The organism is Kitasatospora sp. A2-31 (assembly GCF_022288725.1).
In the GTDB taxonomy this organism is placed as follows: Bacteria; Actinomycetota; Actinomycetes; order Streptomycetales; family Streptomycetaceae; genus Kitasatospora.
This window is the reverse complement of sequence record NZ_JAKNTA010000015.1, coordinates 78,364-102,688: the sequence shown is the minus strand read 5'-3', so window position 1 is coordinate 102,688 and position 24,325 is coordinate 78,364. Positions and strand designations below refer to the sequence as shown.

General features: G+C 74.7%; 21 protein-coding genes. 12 read left to right on the top strand and 9 right to left on the bottom strand.

Features of this window, described 5'->3' with window-relative positions; all coding sequences use genetic code 11:
• Nucleotides 1-347 precede the first annotated feature (347 nt).
• Complete coding sequence (locus MCM47_RS31995) at nt 348-1,304, bottom strand: GlxA family transcriptional regulator (protein WP_238949399.1); 957 nt, start codon at nt 1,302-1,304, stop codon at nt 348-350.
• Between the two features lie 312 nt (nt 1,305-1,616).
• Here MCM47_RS31995 and MCM47_RS31990 point away from each other — a divergent pair, with 312 nt between their 5' ends.
• Both MCM47_RS31990 and MCM47_RS31985 read left to right on the top strand, forming a co-directional pair.
• Entirely contained in the window at nt 1,617-2,381 is a 765-nt protein-coding gene (locus MCM47_RS31990; protein ID WP_238949398.1) for a lysophospholipase, read from the top strand.
• A gap of 123 nt (nt 2,382-2,504) precedes the next feature.
• A complete protein-coding gene (locus MCM47_RS31985; protein WP_238949397.1) occupies nt 2,505-3,512 on the top strand; it encodes a hypothetical protein in 1,008 nt (335 codons plus the stop codon).
• A gap of 672 nt (nt 3,513-4,184) precedes the next feature.
• Here the strand turns inward: MCM47_RS31985 and MCM47_RS31980 are convergent.
• From MCM47_RS31980 to MCM47_RS31955, 6 genes are all read right to left on the bottom strand, one after another.
• A complete protein-coding gene (locus tag MCM47_RS31980) occupies nt 4,185-4,574 on the bottom strand; it encodes a hypothetical protein (protein ID WP_238949396.1) in 390 nt (129 codons plus the stop codon).
• A 239-nt stretch (nt 4,575-4,813) separates the two neighbouring features.
• Nucleotides 4,814-5,059 carry a hypothetical protein gene (locus MCM47_RS31975; RefSeq protein WP_238949395.1) on the bottom strand — a complete coding sequence of 82 codons (246 nt, stop codon included), beginning with the start codon at nt 5,057-5,059 and terminating at the stop codon, nt 4,814-4,816.
• Nucleotides 5,060-5,275: 216 nt separating this feature from the next.
• Entirely contained in the window at nt 5,276-6,178 is a 903-nt protein-coding gene (locus MCM47_RS31970; RefSeq protein ID WP_238949393.1) for a phosphotransferase, read from the bottom strand.
• 120 nt (nt 6,179-6,298) lie between these two features.
• Nucleotides 6,299-8,722 (bottom strand): FUSC family protein, encoded by a 2,424-nt coding sequence (locus tag MCM47_RS31965; RefSeq protein ID WP_238949391.1) that lies wholly within the window; start codon nt 8,720-8,722, stop codon nt 6,299-6,301.
• A gap of 235 nt (nt 8,723-8,957) precedes the next feature.
• On the bottom strand, nt 8,958-9,671 hold the full coding sequence (locus MCM47_RS31960) for a hypothetical protein (protein ID WP_238949388.1): 714 nt from the start codon (nt 9,669-9,671) through the stop codon (nt 8,958-8,960).
• 195 nt (nt 9,672-9,866) lie between these two features.
• Complete coding sequence (locus tag MCM47_RS31955) at nt 9,867-10,502, bottom strand: TetR/AcrR family transcriptional regulator (protein WP_238949386.1); 636 nt, start codon at nt 10,500-10,502, stop codon at nt 9,867-9,869.
• 110 nt (nt 10,503-10,612) lie between these two features.
• Between MCM47_RS31955 and MCM47_RS31950 the strand changes: the two genes are divergently transcribed.
• The 6 genes from MCM47_RS31950 to MCM47_RS31930 all read left to right on the top strand — a co-directional run bounded on the left by MCM47_RS31950 (nt 10,613) and on the right by MCM47_RS31930 (nt 17,986).
• Complete coding sequence (locus tag MCM47_RS31950) at nt 10,613-12,205, top strand: FAD-dependent monooxygenase (protein ID WP_238949384.1); 1,593 nt, start codon at nt 10,613-10,615, stop codon at nt 12,203-12,205.
• A 491-nt stretch (nt 12,206-12,696) separates the two neighbouring features.
• Entirely contained in the window at nt 12,697-12,837 is a 141-nt protein-coding gene (locus MCM47_RS31945; protein ID WP_238949383.1) for a hypothetical protein, read from the top strand.
• A gap of 118 nt (nt 12,838-12,955) precedes the next feature.
• On the top strand, nt 12,956-13,087 hold the full coding sequence (locus MCM47_RS42005) for a hypothetical protein (protein ID WP_255753083.1): 132 nt from the start codon (nt 12,956-12,958) through the stop codon (nt 13,085-13,087).
• Between the two features lie 178 nt (nt 13,088-13,265).
• On the top strand, nt 13,266-16,100 hold the full coding sequence (gene lanKC / locus MCM47_RS31940) for a class III lanthionine synthetase LanKC (protein ID WP_238949382.1): 2,835 nt from the start codon (nt 13,266-13,268) through the stop codon (nt 16,098-16,100).
• The gene (locus MCM47_RS31935; RefSeq protein ID WP_238949376.1) at nt 16,093-16,677 is read left to right on the top strand and encodes a flavoprotein; all 585 of its coding nucleotides are present in this window, start codon (nt 16,093-16,095) and stop codon (nt 16,675-16,677) included. The genes lanKC and MCM47_RS31935 overlap by 8 nt, the downstream gene beginning before the upstream one ends.
• Nucleotides 16,667-17,986 (top strand): MFS transporter, encoded by a 1,320-nt coding sequence (locus tag MCM47_RS31930; protein ID WP_238949373.1) that lies wholly within the window; start codon nt 16,667-16,669, stop codon nt 17,984-17,986. The genes MCM47_RS31935 and MCM47_RS31930 overlap by 11 nt, the downstream gene beginning before the upstream one ends.
• Before the next feature lie 116 nt (nt 17,987-18,102).
• On the opposite strand, the gene MCM47_RS31925 is transcribed toward MCM47_RS31930, so the two are convergent.
• On the bottom strand, nt 18,103-19,170 hold the full coding sequence (locus MCM47_RS31925) for a helix-turn-helix domain-containing protein (RefSeq protein ID WP_238949361.1): 1,068 nt from the start codon (nt 19,168-19,170) through the stop codon (nt 18,103-18,105).
• Nucleotides 19,171-19,290: 120 nt separating this feature from the next.
• Between MCM47_RS31925 and MCM47_RS31920 the strand changes: the two genes are divergently transcribed.
• The 4 genes from MCM47_RS31920 (at nt 19,291) to MCM47_RS31905 (ending at nt 23,478) form a co-directional block, all read left to right on the top strand.
• The gene (locus tag MCM47_RS31920; RefSeq protein ID WP_238949359.1) at nt 19,291-20,184 is read left to right on the top strand and encodes an alpha/beta hydrolase; all 894 of its coding nucleotides are present in this window, start codon (nt 19,291-19,293) and stop codon (nt 20,182-20,184) included.
• A gap of 224 nt (nt 20,185-20,408) precedes the next feature.
• Nucleotides 20,409-20,882, top strand: a complete 474-nt coding sequence (locus MCM47_RS31915; RefSeq protein ID WP_238949357.1) for a carboxymuconolactone decarboxylase family protein — start codon at nt 20,409-20,411, stop codon at nt 20,880-20,882.
• A 210-nt stretch (nt 20,883-21,092) separates the two neighbouring features.
• Nucleotides 21,093-22,016: an RNA polymerase sigma-70 factor gene (locus MCM47_RS31910; RefSeq protein WP_238949355.1), complete on the top strand. Its 924-nt coding sequence runs from the start codon at nt 21,093-21,095 to the stop codon at nt 22,014-22,016.
• Between the two features lie 100 nt (nt 22,017-22,116).
• Nucleotides 22,117-23,478: a pyroglutamyl peptidase gene (locus MCM47_RS31905; protein WP_238949353.1), complete on the top strand. Its 1,362-nt coding sequence runs from the start codon at nt 22,117-22,119 to the stop codon at nt 23,476-23,478.
• Here the strand turns inward: MCM47_RS31905 and MCM47_RS31900 are convergent.
• Entirely contained in the window at nt 23,453-24,214 is a 762-nt protein-coding gene (locus tag MCM47_RS31900; RefSeq protein ID WP_238949351.1) for a hypothetical protein, read from the bottom strand. The genes MCM47_RS31905 and MCM47_RS31900 overlap by 26 nt on opposite strands.
• Nucleotides 24,215-24,325: the final 111 nt, after the last annotated feature.

The window sequence follows — 24,325 nt, the reverse complement described above, 5'->3', positions numbered from 1 at the left end:
CCATGATCGGCAGCCGGGAGCTCGCCCGACAGGGGCAGGAATGACAGGGTGCGCAAGTATCTCGCCATGATCCTCGCCAACCAGCGCAAGGATCTCGCCACTGCCGCGGGGCGCCGCTCGGCGACCCCCTGGGGGTGGCGGGTCAGGGCAGGTCCAAGTGGCCCGACCAGCACGGATGTCGGGTCGCGTGGGTCGGTGCGGCGGCGTTTCGGGGCGGGGGCGAAGGCGGCGGGCGCGACGGCCCGGCCGTCGGGGAGCGCTCCGGTCGTCGAGGTGTGGCGTGCAGGCGGCCGAGTCGCGGCCGTCGGTCGGGCGGGCCGGGCGGTCGAGCCGCAGCCGTCCGTCGGTCAGGCGGTCGGGGCCGCGAAGGTGTGCCGGTACTCCGTGGGCGAGGTGCCGAGGATGCGCTGGAAGTGCAGCCGCAGGTTGGCGCCGGTGCCGAGTCCGACCCGGTCGGCTATCTGCTCGACGCCCAGGTCGGTGCGTTCGAGCAGTTCGCGGGCCAGGTCGACGCGGGCCCGCAGCACCCACTGCATGGGCGTGTAGCCGGTGTCCTCGACGAACCGCCGGGAGAACGTCCGGGCCGAGACCCGGGCGATCCGGGCGAGCGTTTCGAGGGTCAGCGGCTCGGACAGGTGGGCCAGGGCCCACTCCCGGGTGTCCGCGAACAGGTCGCCGAGCGGCTCGGGCACGCTGCGCGGCACGTACTGCGCCTGCCCGCCGCTGCGGTAGGGGGCGGCCACCAGCCGCCTCGCCACGTGGTTGGAGAGCCCGACCCCGTGGTCGCGCCGCACCAGGTGCAGACAGAGGTCGATGCCCGAGGCGGCGCCCGCCGAGGTGAGCATGTCGCCCTCGTCGACGAACAGCACGTTCTCGTCGACCGACACCAGCGGGTGCTGCTCGGCGAGCGCCTTGGTGTAGTGCCAGTGCGTCGTCGCCTTCCGGCCGTCGAGCAGGCCCGTCGCCGCCAGCGCGAACGCACCCGTGGAGATGGCCGCCAGCCGGGCGCCCCGGTCGTGGGCGGCCACGAGCGACTCGACCACCGCCGCCGGCGGCGCGGTGGTCGCCGGGTCCCGGTAGCCCGGGACGAAGACGGTGTCGGCCTGCTCCAGGGCGTCGAGCCCGTCGGCCACGTGGTACGCCAGCCCGTCGCCGCCGGTCACCAGCCCGGGGGCGGCGCCGCAGACCCGCACCTCGTAGGGCATGCTCGGCCGGGTGGAGAACACCTGGGCCGGGATGCCCACGTCGAGCGGCTTCGCGCCGTCCAGCACGAGCACGGCGACGCGGTGCTTCCTGCGGGCCATCGGTCTCTCCTCCACTCCCGTGCCTCCGGCGCCTGGCGGTCGTATCCCGGTCCTTGTCCTGACCTGAATGCCGACTGTCGCAAGTATCCTGCCATGGGCCCGTATGCGAACCGAGCGCAGGGTGCCGTCAGGGGAACGTCAGGGGAAGGGGGCGGGCCGGGGAGCGGACCCCGGCGTTCCGGCGGCCGACGGTGGCCGCCATCATGAGACGTCCGGACCTCCGTTCCCTCAGGCCTCCGGACGTTCGGATCCCGGTGTGGTCGGTCCTCCGAACGCGCCACTCCCGCACGCACCCGAAAGGCGACGACACCCGTGCGCTTCACCTCGGAGTCGACCGCGGACGGCGTCACGGAGCGCCGCTTCACCCTCGACGGCGTCCCCGGCGTCCTCTGGCTGCCGGCCGGCTCGCCCACCGGCTCGCCCGCCGACGTGGCCGCTACGCCCACCGGCCGGCCGCTGGTGCTGCTCGGCCACGGCGGTGGCCAGCACAAGCTGGCCCCGGGCCTGGTGGCCCGTGCCGGCCGCTGCGCCACCCGGTACGGCTTCGCCGTCGCGGCCATCGACGCACCCGGGCACGGGGAGCGGCCGCGGACGGCACAGGACGAACGGTTCGCCACCGAGATCGGGGAGCTCCTGGCGACGGGCCGGCCGGTCAGCGCAGACGTCGCCCGGCACACCGCGGCCCTCGCCGAGCAGGCCGTGCCCGAATGGCAGGCCGTGATCGACGCGTTGCGCAGGCTCGACGCCGTCGGCCCGGACGGCCCGGTCGGCTTCTGGGGCCTGTCGCTGGGCACCGTGATCGGCGTTCCGCTGGCCGCGGCCGACCCCCGGATCACCGCGGGCGTGTTCGGTCTGGCCGGCCACGACTCGCTGACCGAGGCGGCCCGCCGGGTCACCGTCCCGGTCGAGTTCCTGGTGCAGTGGGACGACGAACTCGTCCCGCGGGAGGCGGCCCTCGCCCTCTTCGACGCCTTCCCCTCCGGGGAGAAGACCCTGCACGCCAACCCCGGGGGCCACCTGGAGCTCCCCGACTTCGAGGTGACGGCCTCCGAGCTCTTCCTCGCCCGCCACCTGTAGGAGCGACCGGACGACGCCGCGCGCGGGCGGAGCGGGAAGTCGAACCGGCCGACTTCCCACGCCGGGCAGGGCGATTCACCGGATCACCCCCGCGCGATCAAGGCCCGCTGCCAGACTGCTGGGATGAGTACCGAGGGCAAGCCACTCGAGCTGGCGCACTACTGTTCGGGCTGGATCTGGGACAGTGCGCTCGCGGGGCGGATGAAGAGCCTGCTGCTCTACTTCGACGGCTTCGCCCTCCTGCTGCCCGACAACCACTTCCGGGAGGTGGTGGCTCGCGAGGACCGGTTGGCCGGCCAACTGCGCGCCGCGGGTCTGCTGCACAACCGGGAGCCCCAGGCCTGGCTCGACGCCGACGGCGCCCGCCTGATCCAGGAGAGCGTCGACCGGAGCCTGATCTCCGGTCTTGCCGCCTCAGCCGAGGGCTCGCGCCAGTACCGGGTTCCGCTGACCGATCACCATATCGGCCCCGAGGACCTGAGGGCCGCGCTCCTGGCGGAGATGGGGGAGAAGGGCGCAGCGGTCCGGCGCCGCCCCGATCTGGGGCCGGACATGATCGAGATGTCTCAAGACACCAGCGCGGCCGTCCTCATGGCCCTGGGACTCGCCGCGCAGCGACGGATCTCCGATCACCGCCTCCACCTGGTCGGTGACTTGCCCGGATCGGGTGGTCGCACGACGGCCGCCACGGCCGAGCAGGTCGGTCCCACGTCGTTCGTCCTGCACCGCGATCTGGTGGACACCGGCGTCGACCTCTCCCGGGTGCCGCTCGACGAGATCATCGACTACCGTCGCGAGCACGGGAGCGCCTACCGCGCCTACGCCCGAGACCTGCGCAGGTTCGTCGGTGAGCTCGAGGGCGTCGAGCACCCGGCGGACCGCGAGCGGCTGGTGCGTGACCGATCCGAGGCGATCGGCGACCAGGCCGCCGCGCTCCGGCGGGCCCGACGGGCGTGGGGCCGCCCGCTGGTGTCGCTGGCTCTCGCCGGCGCCGGCGCAGCCTGGACCTTGCACCAGGCCGATCCCGTAGGTGCGCTGGTCGCCCTCTCCGGAGCGGCAGCCGGCTTCACGCCACCGGCCAAGGCCCCAAGCTGCTTCACCTACCTCCTGGAGGCGCGCCGCCTGGCTTAGTAGCTCGTCTCGGATCCGCTGCACGGCACGCTGCCTCCGGGCTGTGACCGGGGAGGTGGTCGTGGGGCTTCGTCCGGGAGTGTTCGTCCGGCCGGTGAACGTGGAGGAAGGGCGTCGGCTGCAGCGGATCAGCCGAACCGCCAAGGATCTGGTGAAGCTGCGACGGGCAATCGTCGTGCTGATGTCCGCACAAGCCAATCCGTGCCGGACATCCCCTCATTGATACGGGTCAGCGCCAACTACGCGCGCGACGTCATCCACGCGTTCAATGAGCGGGGGTTCGACGCACTGAGGTCTCCTGGCAGACAGCCACGACCTGGAAGTCTCCGAACAACCCCGACGTCATTGCCAAGATGCGCCGGATCCTGGACCTCTACGACCCTCCGCCCGGCGACGATCGCTGAACCTGATGTCCCGCAAAGGCAGGGCATGGCGACCGGTATGCTCCCCGCGCCGGCTGCGGGCCACCCACAACCGCTACGACGGCGTAATGCACATGCTCGCCGCCCTCGACCGCGCCACCGGCAGATGTACTACCGCATCCGTCAGCGAAAACGGCGGCGCGAGTTCCTGTCGCTGCTCAAGCCCTGTGTGCCCCGTGGCCCGGAGAGAAGTTGTACGTGGTGCTCGCGCAACGTCCGAGCCGAGCCGAAGACCAACTTCGCCCCCGAATCACCCATCCGTGCCTGGACCAAGTACCCGACGAAGGCGGCGTGAGAAGTCCTCCACGGGCCCATCCGGGAGGGACGGCCACTTCTCCATGGCTTCGACGATCTCCGCCAGACGGGTTTCGAAAGCCGCCGCGTCAACCTCGCCGGTCCCATGCTCCTGCCACAGTTCAACGAGCTGATCCTCCATCGTGCCGAACTCGATCATCTTGTCGCACAGGGTGAAGCTGTCCAAGGAAGACTTCCCGACCTCCAGCACCCAACGGTTCGCGGCCGCGTCCGCGGTAATGCCGCGACCCGCCAGCTCGACAGCGCTGAACGCCGCCCCGGGGTGAGCCGCCACCGCGAGGAACACACCCAGCGACACCGAATTCCGCACAGGCTTCTCCGCCACGCGCCAACCCCTCCTTCATGTGCAGCAGGCTGCACATCCACGACAGTGATCAAGACCAGTCGGGCAGCCTACAAGTTACCCGCCCAAGGATCCGAGCCGAGCCACTGGAAGGCATGCCCTGGTCGCGACCGGACGACTTCTCGGGCCGGGTCGACCGCCGCACCACCGTCGAGTCCTCGCGCGTGTACCGGCCGGTGACGGGCGGGGTGGGCGGTCAGCCGGTTCGAGCTCACCGCCCGTCACTGCTCGTCGACGCGCCTGCACACGATGAATCCCTCGTCGATCTTCTCGCATTCGAAGACGGGCTGAATGAATCCCGCCGTCTTCGGGGTGCTCAGGTTCGGGCCGTCACCCCCCGCGGGGTGGTAGGCGAGCGAGAAGTGTCCGGCCGCCTGGGGGTACTTCGCGAGCAGATCGCGGAACTCCCCCACGAGTCCGTCGAACTCCGCCGGGATGGTGTCGTTGCTCTCGGGTCGCTCCGTCACGCCTGCACTCCTTGTCCAGAATCGCCTTGTTCAGAGAATCGCCGGTACCGCCACGCGGGCGGGCGCACATCCGGCCTCAGTCTGGCGGGGTGAGTGCGGCCGCGCCGCGTGCGGCACGCCGACCGGCCGGGGGAGTCCCGCGGCGCGGAGCGGGAAGTCGGGCAGGCCGACTTCCCGCTCCGCGCGGCCCGGCTCGGCCTCCGTGCCGGCTTCCGGTCAGCGGTGGGCCGTCGCGACGAGGCGGCGGAGGGAGGCGGCGGCCGGTGGGGCCCAGGTGGGCTGGCCGCCGGGGCGGCCGAGGCGGCCGGCCTCGCCGATGAGGAGGCCGCCGAGGGCGCGCAGGAGCGCCCAGCCGCGGGCGCGGCGCAGGGCCGCCCCGTAGGCCCGGTGGAAGTCGTCGGCTGCGCCGTCCGGGAGGAGGATCCAGGGGGCGGCGAGGTCGCAGGCCGGATCGCCCGCGCAGAGGTCGCCGAAGTCGATCACGCCGCAGATGGTGCCCTCCGCGGTGAGGACGTTGGCCGGGTGGAGGTCGCCGTGCAGCCACAGCGCCGGGCCGGTCCACACGGGCGCGGCGGCGGCGTCCTCCCAGACCGCACGCGCGGCGTCCGGGTCGGGGACGAGACCCAGTTCCGTCGCCTCGGCGAGTGCCCGGGCGAACCCCTCGGCGTGCTCGGCCAGCGGCCCACCACGGCCGCGGCCGGCGGGCGCGCCCTCCGGGGCGGGCCGGTGAAGGGCCGTCAGGAACGCGGCCAGGGCGCCGGCGGCCTCCGCGCCCCGGGTGACGGGGGCGCGGTCGGCGGGATCTCCGGGTACCCAGGTGGTGACGGTCCAGTGCCGAGCGAACCGGTCGGAGGGCTCGCCGAGCCGTTGCGGGACGGGCACCGGCAGGGGCAGCTGCGGAGCGAGGCCGGGCACCCAGGCGTGCTCCTTGCGCAGCAGGGCGTCCGCGGAGTCCGTCGCCCAGGGCAGGCGGACGGCGAGGTCGTCGCCGAGCCGCCACAGCTGGCTGTCCCAGCCGCGCGCACCGAACGTCACCGGGCGATCGGCCAGGTCGGGGTGCTGCTCGCGGAGCAGCTCTCGGACGGCTTCGGCTGTGATCTCGATCTTGGGCTGCGTCATACGGAGCAACGCTAGCCGGGCGGCGGCCGGCCGGAGCGGGAATCCGCGCACGGGCTCCGGCACGGGGCTCCGGGGGCCGATCGGTCCCGGGCTGTTCACGGGCGTGCTCGGCGAAGGGCGTCAGCGGGTCGCGTCCGGGGTGGGACGGGCGGGCGCACCGCTGTCGACGCGCTCCAGGTCGTCGAGCAGCCCGGAGAGCCACAGGGTCACGTCCACGGCGTCCAGCGCCGCGGCGTCGGACGGCGTCCGGGTGGCGAGCAGTCGGGCGTCGCGCAGGGCGGTGCGGGCGTCGGCCAGCTCGTGGTCCGTGGTGCCGGCGGGGGCGCGTATGCGCAGGGCCGCGCCCTGGCGGCGGAACGCGGCCGCGACCTGGTCCGCGCGTCCCAGCAGCGCGGCCGCCCCTTCGGGGCCGGTCGCCGCGCCGCCGGGCGGGATGCGGACCAGCAGTGGTTCGGCGCGTCGGACGGTGTGCTGTCCGGCGCGCACGGCCGCCTGCCAGTCCGGGCCGTCCTCGGCCGGGTCGTGCCGCTCGCTCCGGTACTGGGCGTAGAGCGCCTCGGTGAGCAGCGCGGAGTGCCGCGCCCGGCGCAGGGCGCCCTGCGCCGGGCCCGTCCCGGTGAGTACGGCGACGGTCTCGCGCAGGGCGGCGGCGCTCTGGTCGAGCAGTTCGGCGGTGCGACGCCGCAGGTCGTGGCCGCCGCCCTTGGGCCAGGCGCAGAGCCCGGCGAGGATGCCGATCGTCGCGCCGGTGGCCACGTTGACCAGGCGGGCCTCCGCCAGCCGCCAACCGGCCGGTGCCAGCTGGGTGAAGACCATGGCGACCACGACCGTGAAGGTGCCCTGGGCCCAGGCGAGTCCGAGCACCGGGCCGGCGGTGAACGCGAAGAGCATCACCGGCGGCAGCGCTGCGGCGTAGAAGACGGGGTGCTCGCCGACCGCGATCAGCAGCACGGCGGTGACGAGGGCGCCACCGGCCGTGCCGGCCAGAGCGGGGCGCAGCGTCATCCGGGTGTCGGCGGCACTGGTGCGCATCAGGGTGAGGGTCGCCAGCAGGACCCAGAAGCCGTGACTGAGGTCGAGGGCGCCGGCCACCAGCCGGGCCGCGCTCAGGGCCCCGGCCGTGCGCAGGGCGTTGCGGAAGTAGACGGAGCGGGGTGTCAGATTGCCGCTGATGCGGCGCCACCAGAGCAGTGGGGCCGGTTCGTGGGCGTACCAGAACGGGCCTGGACGCTCCTCGGGGGGCGTGTCGTCGGGAGGTGGGGGCGCGTGGCGGGCGGTGCGGGTGGTGAGGGTGAGGAACCGGGCGCCCTCGGCGGCGTTGAGCGCGGCCGAGCCGAGCACCAGCCGCGCCACCGCCCTTCGCCCCTGGTCGTGGTCGTCGTGGTGGTCGTCGTGATCGTGGTGGTCATCGTGCTCAGCGTCGTGGCCAAGGTCGCCGTCGCCGTCGCCGTCGCCGTCACCGGACGGCGGGTCGGGGGCCGGGCCGCGGTCGGTGGTGTCGGCGTCCGTGGACGCGACGGGCGCGGACGAGGTGCGCGCGGTCTCGAAGGCGGCGATGCGGGCCTCGATCGACTGGGCGGAGGGCAGCGGGCCGCCCGGCCGCACTCCGGCGGCGGCCGCGCGGAGGGCCTGCGCGGTGGCGGCCACCAGTCCGGCCGCCAGTGCGGAGGGACCGCCCGGGGCGCTGTAGCGGCGGACCCGCTGGAGGTCGGCGGCGACGGCGTGCAGAACGGTGCCGCTGTGGGTGAGGGCCCGGTCGACGGCGCCCGGCCCGGCGGGCCGCTCCGTCATCGGGATCCGGGAGAGCCGCAGCTCGTCCAGCCGGGCCGCGGCCTCCTTCGCCTCCGCCGTGTCGTCCTCGTCGTCGGCCGGCCCGCGCGTCGGCGGAGCGCGCCCCGCCGACGGGCCGGGCGGGTGGGGACCGGTCGGGACGGCGGGGGCCGGGCGGCGGCCGGCGCACTCGGCGGCGGCGAGGTCGGCCAACCGGGCCAGCGCCCGGGCGGCGCGGGCCAGCCGGTCGCGGTAGTCCGGCGGTGCGGGCTCCGGCCAGAGCAGCAGCTCGGCCGCGGCGAGCAGGAGCAGCCCCACGGTCACGCCGGCCAGCCGGTGCGGGAGGGTGTCCGGGGCGTACGGCGGGAAGCAGGGGAGGATGTAGAAGAGCTGGAGTCCGTTGGCCAGTCCCACCAGCCGCGGCCCGCCCACCGAGCCGAAGGACACCGCGAACCCGACGCCCGCCATGCCCAGCGCGGCCGTCCACGCGTGGACGGCCAGAGCGGTGCCCAGGCAGATCAGCACCCAGGCGGACGGCAGGGTGAGCAGCAGCGTGCGCGCCCGGGTGCGCGCACCGCCCTCGACCCGCGCCAGGACCCCGACCGCCACGGCCCCGAACAGCGCGTAGGTGGCCGTCACCGGCTGGTGGAAGCCGTAGCGGAAGGCGTAGAAGCCGGCGCACGCGGCCGCCGTCACCCGGACGGCGCGGTGCACCACCGTCGGTTCGGGGCGGGCACGGCGCTTCTGCTCCGGCCCGCCGGGCAAGCGACGCATCGCACCTCGCTCCGGTGGGGCGTTCGGACGGCCGCACCAGCCCCGGGGAACGGCACGGCCGACACGGCGGCGTGGAGGTCCTTCCCGGCCGAAGACGGGGGAGCGCCCGGCCGCGGCAAGGCCCGCCGAGACGCCGCACACCTCCACCCTAGGAGCCGCCGACGCCGCCCGCAGAGCCGGTCGCCGCCCTTGGACGCCCCGCCGAGGGGATCGCCGTCCGCACCGGGCGGGCGGTTCAGGCGGCGGCTTTGTCGGGCCGGCCGGGGACCCAGAGGGGGACGGGGGCGGTGTGCGACATGTGGCGGGTCGCGTGCGCGTCCAGGTGGCGTGCGGCCCCCGCGTGGTCACCGCCGCTCAGCTCCTGGAGCGCGGTGGCGGCGATCCGGGCGCAGGCCAGCAGGATGGCGAGGGTGTCCTGGCGGCGGTGCCGCTCGCGCACGTAGGCCTCGGCCCGCTCGGTGATGCGCCGGTCGTGGGACTCCCGGCCGTCCGCGGCGGCCTCCCCGTCGGCGTCGGCCTCCCCGTCCGCGGCGCCCCCGTCGGCGCCGGCCGCCTGCACGCCGTGCCAGACGAGGGCGAGGGCGGCGGGTTCCACCGGGTGGGACACGTCGTCCCGGCGCGCCCGGTCGCGGGCCTCGGCCGACTCCCGGCCCAGCCACTCCAGCGTCGCCAGATCGTCGTACCCGCGCGCCTGGAGGACCAGCTCCGCCGCCAGCGAGGCGACGGACCGCACGACCGCCCCCGCCGGCACCCGCAGGCCCGGCGCCGCGGTCTCGCCGAACGCGATCCAGGTGTCCGCGAACGCGGCCGCCCGGACGTGCGAGAGCCATGCCGGGGCCCCGGCCGCTCCGCCCAGCCAGTCCTCCGCGGTCAGCCGGACCAGCCCGGCCGCGGCGAGCTGCACCGCGTCCCCGTCCAGTCCTGTCCCCAGCAGCCGTCCACTTCTCACCACACACCCCCGTCAGCGGCCAACACCTCTTGACGGGCACATCTCACCACATCGGGACGCGGACGAACCAGAGAGGGTCGTCGGTGAGATGCCGCACGGTCCGCCGGCAGGTGGCGACCGGGGGCGTCACGGCCGGGGTGGTTCGCGCGTGCGCACGCGCGAACCACCCCGGCCGTGACGCGCGGGTGCCCGGGGTCAGAACCCGCGGGTGGCGGCGCCGTCGCGCAGCAGGGCGAACGCCTCGGCGGTGTCGTCGGCGGCCTGCCGGGCGACGGCGCCGATGTCCTGGCCGGCGGCGAGGCGGGTCCAGGTGGCGCGGGCGAGCAGCTGGCGGACGGACGTGTACTGGGCGGCGAGCAGGCGGGCGGCCATGCCGCCGTCCGGGTCGAGCGCCTCGGCCAGGGCGCGGGTGTCGGCGTCGACGTAGTCGCGCAGGTGGGCGGAGAGGCTGGGGGTCTCGTAGACGAGCCGGAGGAACGCGATCACCTCGGGGGCGTCGTTGAGTCCGGTGTTCGGGTCCCGGGTCGCCAGGCCCTCCTGGTGGTGGCGCTCCAGGGCGTCCAGCGGGGTCAGCCCGGCCGCGCGCTCGCTCACCACCCGGCCGGCTTCGCCGAGGTGGTCGGCGAAGCGGTGCAGGACCAGCTCCTCCTTGCTGGCGAAGTAGCGGAAGAGGGTCGGCTTGGAGACCTCGGCGGCGGAGGCGATCTCGGCCACCGAGACCTGGTCGAAGCCGCGGTCGAGGAACAGGGCGATGGCCACGTCGGCGATGGTCTGCCGGGTGCGCTGCTTCTTGAGGGTCCGCAGACCCGGGTCCGGTTCGCTGGAAGTCATGCCCAGATCCTAACCCGGAAACATTTGTTACTAGGTTGCATTCGTTACCGAGTTGCGGTTTCATGGTGCGTGTCGACAGCAGCCGACAACACCGAGACGGGCGGGGAGCCATGACGACCATGCAGAACACGACGAAGGCGGCGACGGGGATGACCGGGGTGGACGCGACGGGTGTGGTGATCGTGGGCGCGGGACCGACCGGGCTGACCCTGGCGTGCGCACTGGCCCGGCAGGGCGTCGAGGTCCGGATCATCGAGCGGGCGGAGGAATTCCACACCGGCTCGCGCGGCAAGACCCTCAACCTGCGCAGCCTGGAGATCCTCGCCGACCTCGGCCTGGGGGAGCGGCTGGCGGCCGCCGGCCGCACCCACCTGCCCTTCCGGAAGTACTTCGCCGGTGAGTTCGTCAACGAGACCGAGCCCTTCGCCGGCGCCCGCCCCACCGCCACCGTCCCCTACGAGGCGAGCCTGTGGCTGCCGCAGACCCGGGTGGAACGGCTGCTGCGCGAGCAACTCGCCGAGTACGGCGTGAAGGTCGAACTCGCCACCGAACTGGTGGACTTCCGGCAGGACGCCGGGGGAGTGGAGGTGCACCTCGCGGACGGCGGACGGATCGCCGCGGAGTACCTGGTCGCCTGCGACGGCGGCCGCTCCACGGTGCGCAAGCTGCTCGGCATCCCCTTCGTCGGCGACGGCGACCCGGAGCCGATGATGGTCTGCGGCGACGTCGAGGTCGAAGGGCTCGAACCGGACGCCTGGCACCAGTGGTTCGGCCCGCAGGGCGCCTTCATGCTCTGCCCGCTCCCCGGGACCCGCCGCTGGCAGCTCCAGGCCAGCGTGGAGACGGATGCAGAGGGCCGGGCGGTCGCCCCGTCGCTGGAGAGCTTCCAGCGCCTGGCCGCCCTGCACACCGGCCGCGAGGACCTCGAACTCACCAACGCCACCTGGCTCTCCACCTGGCGGGTCAACGTCCGGATGGCCGAGCGTTACCGCGAGGGGCGCGTCTTCCTCGCCGGCGACTGCGCGCACGTGCACCCCACGGCCGGCGGGCTCGGCATGAACACCGGCATCCAGGACGCGTGGAACCTCGCCTGGAAGCTCGGGTACGTGGTGCGCGGCCTGGCCGCACCGGCCCTGCTGGACACCTACCAGGAGGAGCGGCTGCCGATCGCCGCCTGGACGCTGGACGTCTCCTCCGCCGGGATGGCCGCCGTCGTCGCCGGTGTCGGCACCCCCGGTGTCGGAGTCGAGGCCGGCCGGGTGGGTGACACCACCGGTCTCTCGCTCGGCTACCGGTGGAGCAGGCTCGCCGGCGGGGGCGTCGCCACCGTCGCCACCGACGTCGCCGACGGCCCCGATTCCGCCCGCGTCGTGACCGGGGGTGCCGACGGCCTGCTCCTGGCCGGCGACCGGGCGCCCGACTCTCCCTGCCCCGGCTCCGAGGACGGCCCGGCCCGCCTGTTCGAGCACTTCGCCGGAGACCACTTCACGCTCCTCGGCTTCGGCCCGGGCGCCCGAACCTCCCTCGCCGCCCTGCCCGCGTACGTCCGCCCGGTGCCGCTCGACGACCCGGACGGTGCGATCCGCGCGGCGTACGGCATCACGGGCGACGCCCTCGTCCTGATCCGGCCCGACAACCACATCGCCCTGATCGCTCCGGCGGACGGCCGCGCGGACGTCCTCGCGTACCTGGGGGCCCTGTAGAGGGCCGGAGCGCCACCACGGGCGCGCGCTGCGCCGCCTGTCACGTGATGTGACAGGCGGCGCTGCCGTCATGTCGCGCCGTCATGTCGCTGCCGTGATGTCGTGCGGTGGCCCGAACGGATCGGCGGATCGGCGCATCGGGCGGACCGGGTGGGAGCAGCCTCCTGCCGCTCTCCATCGAGCGCTGATCCCCGCATCTTCCCGCAACTCCCCGCATCGAGCGCTGATCAGGTCGCCCGGCGGAGGTGCCGACCGGTCGTCGATCCGGCACGGATGCTCGACTTCGCGTCAGGGAGGTGGATCCGCCATCGTCCGGACCCGGGTGGGTGCCCGTTCGGCCCGGGTGGGCGCGGCGGGTGCGTCCCGGGTGAGGCTCGGGACCGGAGCGGGGCCGGAGCAGGGCCGGTGCCTCAACCGGCCGGGACGGCGGGCGGGTCAGAGTGAAGCAGGGCCGGGTCGCCCCCTCAGGACCGCGGCCCCCCGTTCCGATTGTGGAGGAGGTGAATTCCCGGATGCAGAACGTGCTCTCCCTGATCATCCTCGCGCTCGACGAGGACGACACCGAGCGGAGTCTGTTCGGACCCGTCGGCCAGTCGTGCAACCTGTCGAGCGGCATCAGCAACGCCTGCTGACGGCCGCCCGCCCCGGCCCGCCCGGCGGGAGTCGGCCCGGACTCCCGCCGGGCGCGGCCGAGGGAAGCGCGGTCGCCCGCTCGGGGTCACGGCCCTGGCCCGCGCAGTCGTGGAGGAGGTGAACTCCCGGATGCAGAACGTGCTCTCCCTCATCGGCCTCGCGCTCGACGAGGACGAGGTCGAGCGGGGTCTGTTCGGACCCGCCGCCTATGTCTGCAGCCTCTCCAGCGGCATCAGCAACGCCTGCTGACCGTTCGGCCGCCCCCGGCCGGCGCGTTCGGCCGGTCGGGGGCGGCCCCCCTGAACTCACCCGAACCAACTGGGACTTCCGCGCACCATCGGGACTCACCCGGACCTGTCCTGACGTCCGCTCCTGGAAGGCCCACAACATCCAGCGCCCCTGATGGAGCGTCAGCGAGGAGCGCATCATGCGCAGATTCGACGAATACCAGGCCTTCGCGGTCGCCGACCCCCTCTTCTTCGACACCCTGGGCCGGGCTCCAGCCGACCCGGATCTCCAGCGGGAGATGACCGAACTCGTCGGACCCGACGGCGAGGTGACCGAATCCGGCGTGTGGGCCGGCTGTCGGGCGGTGGCCGCGCCCGCGCTGCCCGAGCACGGCTGGAAGATCCACGTCTCGGCGGTTCCCGACGACGCGGCGATGGCGCTGCGCGCAGTGGCGGCCGAGTTCCACCGGAACCCGTTCCACTTCAAGTGCCTCCGCTCCACCCGTCTGGTCCGCCTCGGCGCGGCGCGGTGGTGGCCGCCGGGCCAGATCGGCAAGGTGGTCGTCATCTACACGCACTCCGCCGAGCAGTGCCGCGAGCTGCTGGCCCGCCTCGCCGGGCCGCTCGCGGACGTCCGGGGACCGTACGTGCTGACCGACCGCCGGTACGGCGAGTCCGGCTGCCTCTACTACCGGTACGGAGAGTTCGTAGCGTCGAACGCGGTGGGCGCCGACGGGACGGCGCGCTCCGTCCTGCACGGGCCGGACGGCCGCCGGTGGACCGACGACCGCGACCCGGTGTACCGGCGGCCGCCTTGGGTGCCGGAGCTGTTCGACGAGGAGCCGGCCCAGGGCGCCGGCTCGCACGTCCTGCACGGGTACCAGGTGGTCCGGGCGCTGCACTACGGCGGCGCGGGCGGCGTCTACCTCGCGCGGCGTGCATCGGACGGCCGGGAGGTCGTGCTGAAGGAGGCCCGCCCGCACACCGCGCACGCCGAGGACGGCTCCGACGCCCGGCAGCGGCTGCGACGCGAGTTCGAGGCGCTGCGACTGCTGAGCGGCACCGGGGTCGCTCCGGAGCCGCTGGAGCTGTTCGAGGAGTGGGAACACCTCTTCCTCGCCGAGGAGTTCGTCGACGGCCTGCCGCTCGTCACCTTCATCGGCCGGCACAGTCCGATCGCGGCCAACGAGGTGACCGAGCAGAGGATCGCCGAGTACGCGAAGGTCGTCGACACGGTGGTGGAGGGCCTGCGTGAAGCCCTGGCCGCCTGCCACGCACGCGACCTCGTCCACGGAGACGTGTCGCTCACCAACGTCCTGGTGGATCCGGAGACCCTGCGGGTGCGCTTGATCGACTTCGAGTCGGTGCGGTCCCTGAGCGCCCGCCAGGACCAGCACCCGCGGACGCCCGGTTTCGCGCCCGCGCTGCCGGCCGCGGCCGACGGCCGGGCCGCCACCGCCGACCGGTCCTCCGACGACCGGTCCTCCGACGGCCGCTCCTTCGACGGCCGCGCCTTCGACGGGTACGCCCTGGCAGCGGTCGAACTGGCGATGCTGCTGCCGCGCAACACCCTGCTCGCGCTCGACCCCCCGGCCCTGGCCCGCTCCACGCGGCACGTCGCCGCCCTGCTGCGCCGGCCGGTGGACGGGCTGCTGGGCACCCTCGGCCTGCCCCTCGACGAGGCCCCCGACGACCGCCTCGACCTGCCCGAGGCCGTGGGGCGGGCGGTCGCCTTCATGGAGGCGGTCATGACGCCGGAGCGCGATGACCGGCCCTTCCCGGCCGACCCGGCCGTCTTCCGCACCAACCCGTGGTCCGTCGCCCACGGCGCGGCCGGCGTGCTGCGGGCCGTGCACGGCATCACCGGACGCTTCCCGGAACCGATCCGGGACTGGATGGTCCGCGCCGAGCCGCGACTGGACCGCCTCCCGCCCGGCCTCTGCTACGGGCTGGCCGGCGTCGCCTGGACGCTCTGCGACGCCGGCGAGCCCGACTGGGGCGCGGCCGTCCTGGAGCGTGCGCTGCGCACCGCGAGCGGGACCACCCGCGGGAGCGGGACCGCCACCGCTCCTGCCGACGCCCCCGCGGCCGCCGACGCGTTCCCGGCCGACCTGGCCACCGGCTCGGCCGGGCTCGGCCTGGCCTGCCTCGCCCTCTGGCGCCGGACCGGCGAGGCTCGCCGCCTCCACGAGGCCGTCCGGATCGCCGACGGACTGATCGCGGCCGCCGCGGACGCCGGCCAGGGCCTGTACTGGTCGGACGGCACCGGCCGCCCGCCGCAGATCGGCTATGCCCACGGCTCCTCCGGCATCGCCCTGTTCCTGCTCTACCTGCACTGCGCCACCGGCGACGACCGGTACCTGCGCGTCGGCCGGCGGGCCATGGCGCACGACCTCGCCCAGGGCGTGGTCCAGGACGACGGCATGCTCTCCATCCCCGGCCGGGTCGGCAGCGAGGTCTACTCCCCGTACTGGCTGCGCGGTTCGGCGGGCGTCGGCACCGCCCTGGTCCGTTACTGCGTCCTGCTGCCGGACGAGGCGCCGCTGCACCGGGCGCTCGACGGGATCCTGCGCCGCGGCGTCGGCGGCGTGACCATCACCACCGGCCTCTACCGCGGCATGGCCGGCCCGACCAACCTCGCCCTCGACTGCGCCCGGCTGCTCGACCGGCCCGAGTTGCGGGAGCCGGCCGAACGCAGCGCCCGGGCGATCCTCTCCCTGGCGGGCCGGCGGCCCGAGGGCCTGGCCTTCCCGGGCGAGAGCCTGCTGCGGTACAGCACCGACTTCGCCACCGGCAGCGCGGGCATCGCGCTGGTCCTCGACCGGCTGCACCGGGGAACGGCGGACTTCAACTACACCCTCGACGAGCTCCTGCCGGCCACGGCCGCCGTCGACCGGGCCGGGGCCCCCGAAGCCTTCGCAGTACCCGGAGCCCCCGGAGCCCCCGGAACCTCCAGAGCCCCCGGAGCCCCCGGAACCTCCAGAGCCCCCGGAGCCCCCGGAACCACCCGTGCCCCCGGGGGCCGCGATGCGTGACGACGCGCTGACCGTCATCGTCTGCGGGGCGAGCGCCGCGCTCGACCTGCCCGGCTACCTGGTCCGCCTGCGGCAAGGCGTGCGGGCACCACTGCGGGTGCTGCTCACCCACAGCGCCGAGCGTTTCCTGCGGGCCGAAGCGCTCGCCTGGCACGCCGACGAGGCCTACGGCGCGGGCGACCCGGTCAACCCCACCGAGCTCGCCCGCCGCTCACGGGGCCTCGCCGTCCTGCCCGCCACCGCGAACCTGCTGGCCGGCGCGGCCCTCGGGCTGGCCGGCTCCCCGGCCCAGACCGCCCTGCTGGCCCACCCGCGACCGGCCCTGCTCTTCCCGAGCATGAACGCCGTCATGTGGGAGAAGCCGACCACCCGGCGGCACGTCGCCGCCCTCCGCGCCGAGGGGCACGTCGTCGTCGATCCGCAGCCCGGCGAGGTGTACGAGCTGTGGCGCGGGCAGGTGGTCGAGGGCCGGGGGCTGGTGACGCCGGAGCGGGCGGCCCGAGTGGTGGCGTCCTGGTGGCAGACGCTCGGGGCTCCCGAGGCGGCGCGGGCCCAGGAGCGCTCCGATGGCCACTGACCTCACCAAGCGGGACGAGGCGGCGGCCGCGGCCGGCCGACGCGACCGCCGTCGGCGCAGGCGTGCCGGGCCGCTGCGGCACCGGGACTTCCGGCGGCTCTGGTTCGGCGCGGGCCTGTCCGGCCTCGGATCGCAACTCACCGCACTGGCCATGCCGTTGTGGATCCTGGACCGGACCGGCTCGCCGGCGCTGGCCGGCCTGGTCGCCACCGTGCGGCTGGTCGCGCTGTTCGCCGCCCAGCTGCCGGCCGGTGCCCTCGCGGACCGCCGGCGCCGCCGGACGATCCTGATCGCCGCGGACGCGGGCCGGGCGGCCGCGGTCGGCGCGCTGGGGCTGCTGGTGCTCGGCGGCCAGGACGCCGGACGCGGGCCGGTCCTGCTGGCCGGTGCGCTCGCGACGGTGGAGGGCCTGCTGACCTCGGCGGCCATGCCCGCGGGCATGGCCGCCCTGCCCCGGCTGGTGCCCCGCCGGGAGCTGGACGCGGCCGTCGCCCTCGGTCAGGGCCAGTCGTACGCGGTGCAGTTCCTCGGACCATTGCTCGGCGCGGCCCTCTACCGCTTCCAGCCGGCGGTCCCGTTCCTGCTCGACGGGCTGTCCTACGCGGTGTCGCTGGTGCTGGTGCTGACCGTCCGCCGCTCACTGGGCGGCGGCAGCGGCGGCAGCAGTGGTGACGGCAGCGGTGGCGACGGCGGTGGCAACGGCGGTGGGGTTCGGGCCGCCGTCGCGGACGGTCTGCGGTACGTCGCCGGCTCCCGCTCCCTGCGGGCGCTCCTGGCCTGGTCGGCGCTGGTGAACTTCGCCACCGCCGGCATCGCCTTCGTGCTGGTCGTCGTCGCCGGCCGGGACCGCCCGCAGTCGCTGGGCGTGGCCCTGGCCGTCACCGCCGTCGCCGGGGTGGCCGGCGCGCTGCTGGCGCCCCGGTTCCCCCGGGTGTCGGACGCCCGGTTGCTCCGGGTGGTCACCGCGGTGATCGTCGCCGTCGCGGGCGGCGCAGCCCTGCGGCCGTCACCGGTGGTGATGACGCTCTGCACGGCGGCGATCGCCCTGGTCAGCCCGGCCGTGGTGGTCCGCACCAACACCCGCGTCCTCGCACTCGTCCCGGACGCGCTGATGGGCCGGGTGCAGGGCTCGCTGTTCCTGGTCGGCGGCTGCCTCTACCCGTTCGCCACCGTGGTCACCGGCTGGCTCGACGAGCGCTTCTCGGCGGGCGGTGCGATGGCGGTCCACACCCTCGTCCTCGCCGTCGTCCTCGCACTGACCTTCCTGCCCGGTCTCCGCCGGCCGCCACCCCCGGACGCGAGCCGGTGAGCGGAGCACGCGGACACCCCGGAGCGTCCCGCGTCCTGGGCCGCAGGGTCACCGGACCGCCGCTGCTCACAGCCGCCACCCGCTGCCCAGGGGCCGCGTCGCCGGAGGCGGGCGCGTCAGTCGCCCAGGAGCCGCCAGGTGGTGAGGGCGAGGGTGGCACGGGTCAGCCCGGTGGGCTGGGAGACGTCGAAGCCCAGGGCGGAGCCGATGTGCTGGAGCCGCCGGGCGACGCTGCTGTGGTGGAGGTGGAGCAGGTCGGCGGCGCGGCGCAGCGAGCCGGCGGCGCAGTAGGCGTCGAGGGTGTCGAGGTCCTCCGGGTTTCCGGCGAGGCGGCCGATCGCGGCGACGTCGGTGTTCTCCCGCGCCACGTCCCGGGGGATCCCGGCGAGCAGCGCGAGTGCGCCGAGGCCGTCGTGGTGGACGACCGGCTCGCGTGCGGTGGTGAAGCGCAGGGCGGTGCGGGCCTGCTGCCAGGACCGGTGCGGGCCGGCGGCGGCGCCGACGCCCGCCCGTACGCCGGCCGGGAACGCCGCAGGGTCGATGGTGCCGGCCAGGATGACGCCGACGTCGGCGAGTGCCGCGGCCTTCACCGGGCGGGCCGGGCAGACCAGGGCACCGAGCCGGTCGAGCGGCAGCCGCGACCGGACGGCGGCGACGCGGACCGGCTGGTCGGCGGGGAAGCCGAGCAGCCGGAGCGCCCGGGCTCTGGACGCGTCGTCGCTGTCGGCGCTGACGGCCAGTTCGACGAGGGCGGGGTCGGCCATCGTGGTGCGGGCCGGGCCGTACCGCTCGACGACGGCCGCGGCGGCGAGGGCGAGCCGGTCGAGCAGGATGTCGTCGAGCGGACCGGGCGGGCCGGGGCGTTCCAGCCACACGGTGCCGATCTCCTCCTCGTCGAGGGTGATCGACGCGGTGCCGGACGCGGACTCCGCGCCGGCCGCGAGGGCGGGAGCCACGGGCACCGGAGCTGCGGGTGCGGGCTGGCCGTCGGGGGCGAAACGGATCACCTCTCCCGTGCCGTGGAGCCGGATGCCGGCCACGCACGAGGCCAGGCCCGCCGAGGCCCGTGCGAGGGCGGGCAGGTCCACGCGACGGCGCATCAGCGTGTCGTAGAACGCGACGACGCGGATCGATCCCTGCAGGTGCGAGTCGAGATGGGACAGCCGTTCGGCCAGGGCCTCCATGCCACCCAGCATAGGCAGGCGCGGATGCGTCGAGGGACCCGCCGAGTGGCGCGTGGTCGGGGCGATCACGCGACGAACGGCGGATGAATCGGAACGGGTGCGGCGGCCAGGATGGTCGGCATGAATCCAGAACTGGAGCCCTTCGTCCCGCTGGTCCCCGTGATCGACCTGGCCGATCCGCTCGCCGACCGCAGGCACTACTCGGAGCGTGCCGCCGCGGTGCCGGCGCCGGACACCACCGGCATGGCGGTCGAGGACCGCACCGTACCCGCCGCATCACCCGTACCGGTGCGGATCTACCGCCCGTACGGGGCTCAGGGCGCCGTCGTCTGGCTGCACGGCGGCTCCTGGGCGATGGGGGACCTCAACACCGAACACCCGTGGGCCGCGCGGCTCGCGGCAGCCGCCGGGGTGGCGATGATCTCGGTCGGCTACCGGCTGGCCCCCGAGCACCCGTTCCCGGCCGCTTTCGACGACGCGTACGCCGCGCTGGCCTGGACCGCCGAGCACGCGGCCGAGCTCGGGATCGACCCGGAGCGGATCGCGGTCGGCGGCCACAGCGCCGGCGGGACCCTCGCGGCGGGGTTGGCCCTGCGGGCCCGGGACGAGCAGGGGCCGCGCATCAGGTTCCAACTGCTCAACCAGCCCGGGCTCGACGACCGGTGCGAGTCCTGGTCGACGGGGCTCGCCGAGACGCTCGGCGGGGGCCACGAGCACATGGCGAGGGCGTGGCGGCACTACGTGGGCTCCGCGCCCGCCACCCCGTACGCCGCCCCGGCACGCGCCGCCGACCTGTCCGGGCTGCCGCCCGCCTACATCGCCACCGCGGAGTACTGCCCGTACCGTGACGTCGACATCACGTACGCGCTGCGCCTGCTGCGGGCGGGCGTCTCGGTCGAACTGCACCAGTGGGCCGGCACCTTCCACGGCTCGCAGGCGATCCTCTCCGCGGAGGTGTCGCAGCGTCAGATCGCCGAGCTGGGGGCGGTCCTGCGCCGCGCACTGTCGGAGTAGCGCCGCCGGAACCGGCGAGTCCGGCCCCGTCCGTCCTGGGCCCGGCCGGGGAATGGGCGGCGCGCCGTCGCCGGGGAATGGGTCGGCGGGGACGGCGACAGCGGTGGGACGCCGGGCGGCGGCGGGGCTGTGTCGCGGGTCACATCCGCCGATGTCACAGGGGGCCGGGCCGTTCCGTCTCAAGGGGTGCAAGCCGCTGACGACGACAACAGAGGAGCCGCACCATGGACGCCCGCCTGGACTTCTTCACCGACCCCACCGCCGGCAAGGCCCTCAAGCACTTCATGACAGTGGGCAAGGCGCTCAAGGAGTCGTCGGTGCCGCCCGCCACGCAGGAGCTGGTGGCGCTGAGGGTCAGCCAGATCAACGGCTGCGCCGTCTGCATCGACATGCACACCAAGGAGGCCGCCGCGGCCGGCGAGAGCCCCGTGCGGCTGCACCTGGTCGCGGCGTGGCGTGAGGCCACGGTCTTCACCGAGGCCGAGCGGGCCGCGCTGCTGCTGGCGGAGGAGGGGACCAGGGTCGCCGACGCGGCAGGCGGGGTGAGTGACGCGGTGTGGGCGCGCGCCTCCGAGCACTACGACCAGGAGCAGCTCACCTCGCTGGTGGTGCTGATCTCGTTCATGAACATGGTCAACCGACTGAACATCATCACCCAGCAGCCGGCCGGTTCCTACCAGCCCGGAAGCTTCCACTGAGCGGTGCCGGTGCCGGTACCGGCGCCAGGCGCCGGTACCGTACCGGTCTCGGCGTGCCTCGGCCCGGAGTTCGGTTGCGAGCTCCGGGCCGGCCGTCGGGCCGTCGGGTGCGGGGCGGTACTGTGGCCCGCCGACGGCCCGGGTGATCATGATGGGGGACGGCCGCGTCCGTCCACCGGGCGGCAGGGCAATAAAGGGGAGGGACAAGACGTGGACAAGGTCGAGGAGTTCGAGGAGCTGCGGCCGCTGTTGTTCTCGATCGCCTACCGGATCCTGGGCAGTGTGAGCGAGGCCGAGGACGCCGTGCAGGAGACCTGGCTGCGTTTCGAGGCGTCGTCGACCCGGCCGGTGTCGGTCAGGGCGTTCCTGTCGGCGGTGGTCACCCGGATCTCGATCGACGTGCTGCGTTCGGCCCGCGTGCGCCGGGAGGCCTACGTCGGGCCGTGGTTCCCCGAGCCGCTGCTCGCCGACCCGTACGAGGACCCGGCGCGGTCGGCGGAGCTGGCCGACTCGGTGTCGATGGCGGCCCTGCTCCTGCTGGAACGGCTCAGCCCGCTGGAGCGGGCGGTCTTCGTGCTCCGCGAGGTCTTCGACTTCGGCTTCCCCGACGTGGCCGCGGCCGTCGGCCGCTCGGAGGCGGCCTGCCGCCAGCTCGCGGTACGCGCCCGCCGCCACATGGACGAGGGTCGGCCCCGCTTCGAAGCCGACCGGAAGGAACGCGACGAACTCGCGTCCAGGTTCTTCGACGCGCTCCGGGAGGGCGACGTGGTCGGCCTGCGCGACCTGCTCGCCGCCGACGTCTCGCTCGTCGGCGACGGTGGCGGCAAGGCTCCCCAGCTGGCCAGGACCGTCTTCGGGGCCGACAACGTGGCCCGGCTGCTGGCCGCCGTCTTCCCGCGGTTGGCCCGGATCGGCGTCGTGCTGGAGCCCCGCGAGGTCAACGGCCAGCCGGGGGCGATCCTTCGCGACCGGGACGGCGGGGTCCTCAATGCGCTGGCGCTCGACGTCCTCGACGGGCAGGTGCGAGCCGTCCGTTCGGTGGTCAACCCGGACAAGCTCGGGCACGTCGGTCCCGTCGCGGACGCCTGGGCCGTCAGCCGTGAGGTGAAGGCGACGCGCCGGTCCGTGCGCTGAGCGTCTCCGCCCGGGGTCCTGGCGGCGGGCCGGCCCGCCGCCAGGACCCCGGGGCCGGACTTCTGGCGGCGAGTCGATTGTCGATGTACCGTCACATCCCATGACCTTCGCCCGCCCCGCCAAGCTGGCCACCGCCCTCGTCGGCGCTCTCGCGGCCGTGCTGCTCCCGGCCGCCGTCCCGGCCCAGGCGCAGCCCGCGTGCAACGCGGCCGCCGCCGCTCCCGCCGCTCCCGCCGCTCCCGCCGCCACGCCCGGCACACCGGTTGCGGCCGGTACCGATGGCGAGCAGGCCCGGCTCCAGGACGCCCGGACGGCCGCCTTCACCGAACGGGCCGGGCTCGGGGACTTCGTCCGGCGCTTCCCGGCCGCGCTCTGCGCCACCCGGAGCGCGGCGGAGGCCGAGCGGCTCGTCGACGCCTGGGGCGAGGCGCTCTGGTGGGCCGCGGTCGACCGGGCGCAGGGGCGGCGCCGCGGCGGCGACCTCCCGGCCCAGGACGACCGCCCGCTGTACTGGACCAGGCTCGCCATGACCGCCCGACTCGGCCAGTGGCAGCCGGACTTCGCCGTCGACGCCGACCGGCTCCGGCAGCGCTTCGAGGACGCCTCGCGCGGTCTGCGGGACAACGGATTCAGCGGAAGCCCGGGCGTGCGCCGGGTGTTCGTCAGCGGCTTCGACCCGTTCGGCCTGGACGCCGAACTGCGCCGGGCGAACCCCTCCGGCTCCGCCGCCCTGCAGCTGAACGGCAAGCGGATCACCCTGGCCGACGGCACCCGGGCGGAGATCCGGGCGGTCGTCCTGCCGGTGCGCTACGGCGACTTCGACCGCGGCATCGTCGAGCGCGCCTTCGGCCCGCGCCTGACGTCCGGGCCGCGCGCCGCGGACCAGATCACCACGATCAGCCAGGGCTACCCCGGGCTGTTCACGCTGGAGGCGTGGGCGGGCCGGGCCCGTTCCGCGGACCCCTACCCCGACAACGTCGGAGCCCTCGCCGGCGGCACCCGCGAGCACCCGGTGACCGCGCCGGGCCTCGGTCCTGGGGCCGAGTTCATCGCCACCACCCTGCCCACCGAGGAGATGACCGCCGTCCAGCAGCCGTTCCCCGTCCGGCTGAACACGGCGGTCACCGAGATCCCGGCCGGCAGCGACCGGCCGGTGGACCGCGAGGACGGGCCGACCGCGGGCTCGCGTGCGGTGGCCGGGGGCGGCGGCGGGTACCTGTCCAACGAGGTGGCCTACCGCTCCAACCGGTTGCGCCTCGAACTCGCGCCGGCCCTTCCGGGCGGCCACCTCCACACCCCGGTGCTGACCGGCCTCCCCGCCCAGCCCGACCAGCTCACCGGCCCCGACCTGGAGCGGAACGAGGCAGCCATCACCGGCGAGGTCCTGGACATCCTCCGCCGCGCGACCGGAAGTCAGGCGCTCGGGCGTAGGTCCGTCAACGGGTTGCCGCCGGGTCGGTGATCTGGTCGGCGGGCGGGAGTGTCACGGCCACCGGGGCGTCGTAGTCGGAGAAGTCCACCGTGAGGCCGATGTCGTGGCCCTCGCTGTGGAACGACTTGATCCGCGCCGGACGTGCCGGCCCGTCCGTCGCGACGTAGCCGAGGTAGGCCCCGTCCTCCGGCGTGCTGGCGAAGACCGTCACGACCTTCCGCCCGTTCACCGTCTCGGTGCCCTCGGAGTTGACCGTCTTGGACCAGTCCCCGTCGCCGAACAGCGGGACGGTCTTGAGGTCGCACATTCCCGAGGGGAGGGCGTCCGAGGCCTCGCTCTTCGCGAGGCGGATCCACCGGTCCGCCCTGAACTCGGTGGTCGGCAGGCCGAAGTACTCGGCCAGTGCCTTCGAGCTCGGCTTCACCAGGGTCTGTCCGGACGCCCGCAGCAGCTCGGCCCGGCCGTTGCCGTCGAGCTCGAGGAAGCCCGTGCAGTCACCCGTCGCCTTCACGGACACCGTGAAGGTCGCCGTCGTGCGCGCCTTGTCCGTCACGGTCCCGGTGAGCTTCACCGAGGCGGCCTTGAGGAACTCGCCGTGGGCCCGATCGAGGATCACCACGCCGGTCATCGATTCCAGGCGTTCGGTGCTGGGGCTCGTCACGGGCGGGGCTGCGGACTTCGCATCGTCTACGCCGCCGTCGCATCCGGTGGCCGGGCCGAGGGCGAGAACGGCGGCCGCGGCAGCGACAACCCGCTTGATGCGCATGAAGGAGATCCTTGGGAGAGTTGGTGAACGATCCGTGGCTGCCGTGACCTTATCATCCGTCAGTTCGATTACCCCCCGAGTGCGCCCGGCCCGCCCGACGGCCCGCGGCGG

Coding starts and splice junctions, on each gene's coding strand:
- MCM47_RS31995 (WP_238949399.1), bottom strand. CDS start 1,304: ATGGCCCGCAGGAAGCACCGCGTCGCCGTGCTCGTGCTGGACGGCGCG.
- MCM47_RS31985 (WP_238949397.1), top strand. CDS start 2,505: ATGAGTACCGAGGGCAAGCCACTCGAGCTGGCGCACTACTGTTCGGGC.
- MCM47_RS31970 (WP_238949393.1), bottom strand. CDS start 6,178: ATGACGCAGCCCAAGATCGAGATCACAGCCGAAGCCGTCCGAGAGCTG.
- MCM47_RS31965 (WP_238949391.1), bottom strand. CDS start 8,722: ATGCGTCGCTTGCCCGGCGGGCCGGAGCAGAAGCGCCGTGCCCGCCCC.
- MCM47_RS31955 (WP_238949386.1), bottom strand. CDS start 10,502: ATGACTTCCAGCGAACCGGACCCGGGTCTGCGGACCCTCAAGAAGCAG.
- MCM47_RS31950 (WP_238949384.1), top strand. CDS start 10,613: ATGACGACCATGCAGAACACGACGAAGGCGGCGACGGGGATGACCGGG.
- lanKC (WP_238949382.1), top strand. CDS start 13,266: ATGCGCAGATTCGACGAATACCAGGCCTTCGCGGTCGCCGACCCCCTC.
- MCM47_RS31935 (WP_238949376.1), top strand. CDS start 16,093: ATGCGTGACGACGCGCTGACCGTCATCGTCTGCGGGGCGAGCGCCGCG.
- MCM47_RS31930 (WP_238949373.1), top strand. CDS start 16,667: ATGGCCACTGACCTCACCAAGCGGGACGAGGCGGCGGCCGCGGCCGGC.
- MCM47_RS31925 (WP_238949361.1), bottom strand. CDS start 19,170: ATGGAGGCCCTGGCCGAACGGCTGTCCCATCTCGACTCGCACCTGCAG.
- MCM47_RS31920 (WP_238949359.1), top strand. CDS start 19,291: ATGAATCCAGAACTGGAGCCCTTCGTCCCGCTGGTCCCCGTGATCGAC.
- MCM47_RS31915 (WP_238949357.1), top strand. CDS start 20,409: ATGGACGCCCGCCTGGACTTCTTCACCGACCCCACCGCCGGCAAGGCC.
- MCM47_RS31905 (WP_238949353.1), top strand. CDS start 22,117: ATGACCTTCGCCCGCCCCGCCAAGCTGGCCACCGCCCTCGTCGGCGCT.
- MCM47_RS31900 (WP_238949351.1), bottom strand. CDS start 24,214: ATGCGCATCAAGCGGGTTGTCGCTGCCGCGGCCGCCGTTCTCGCCCTC.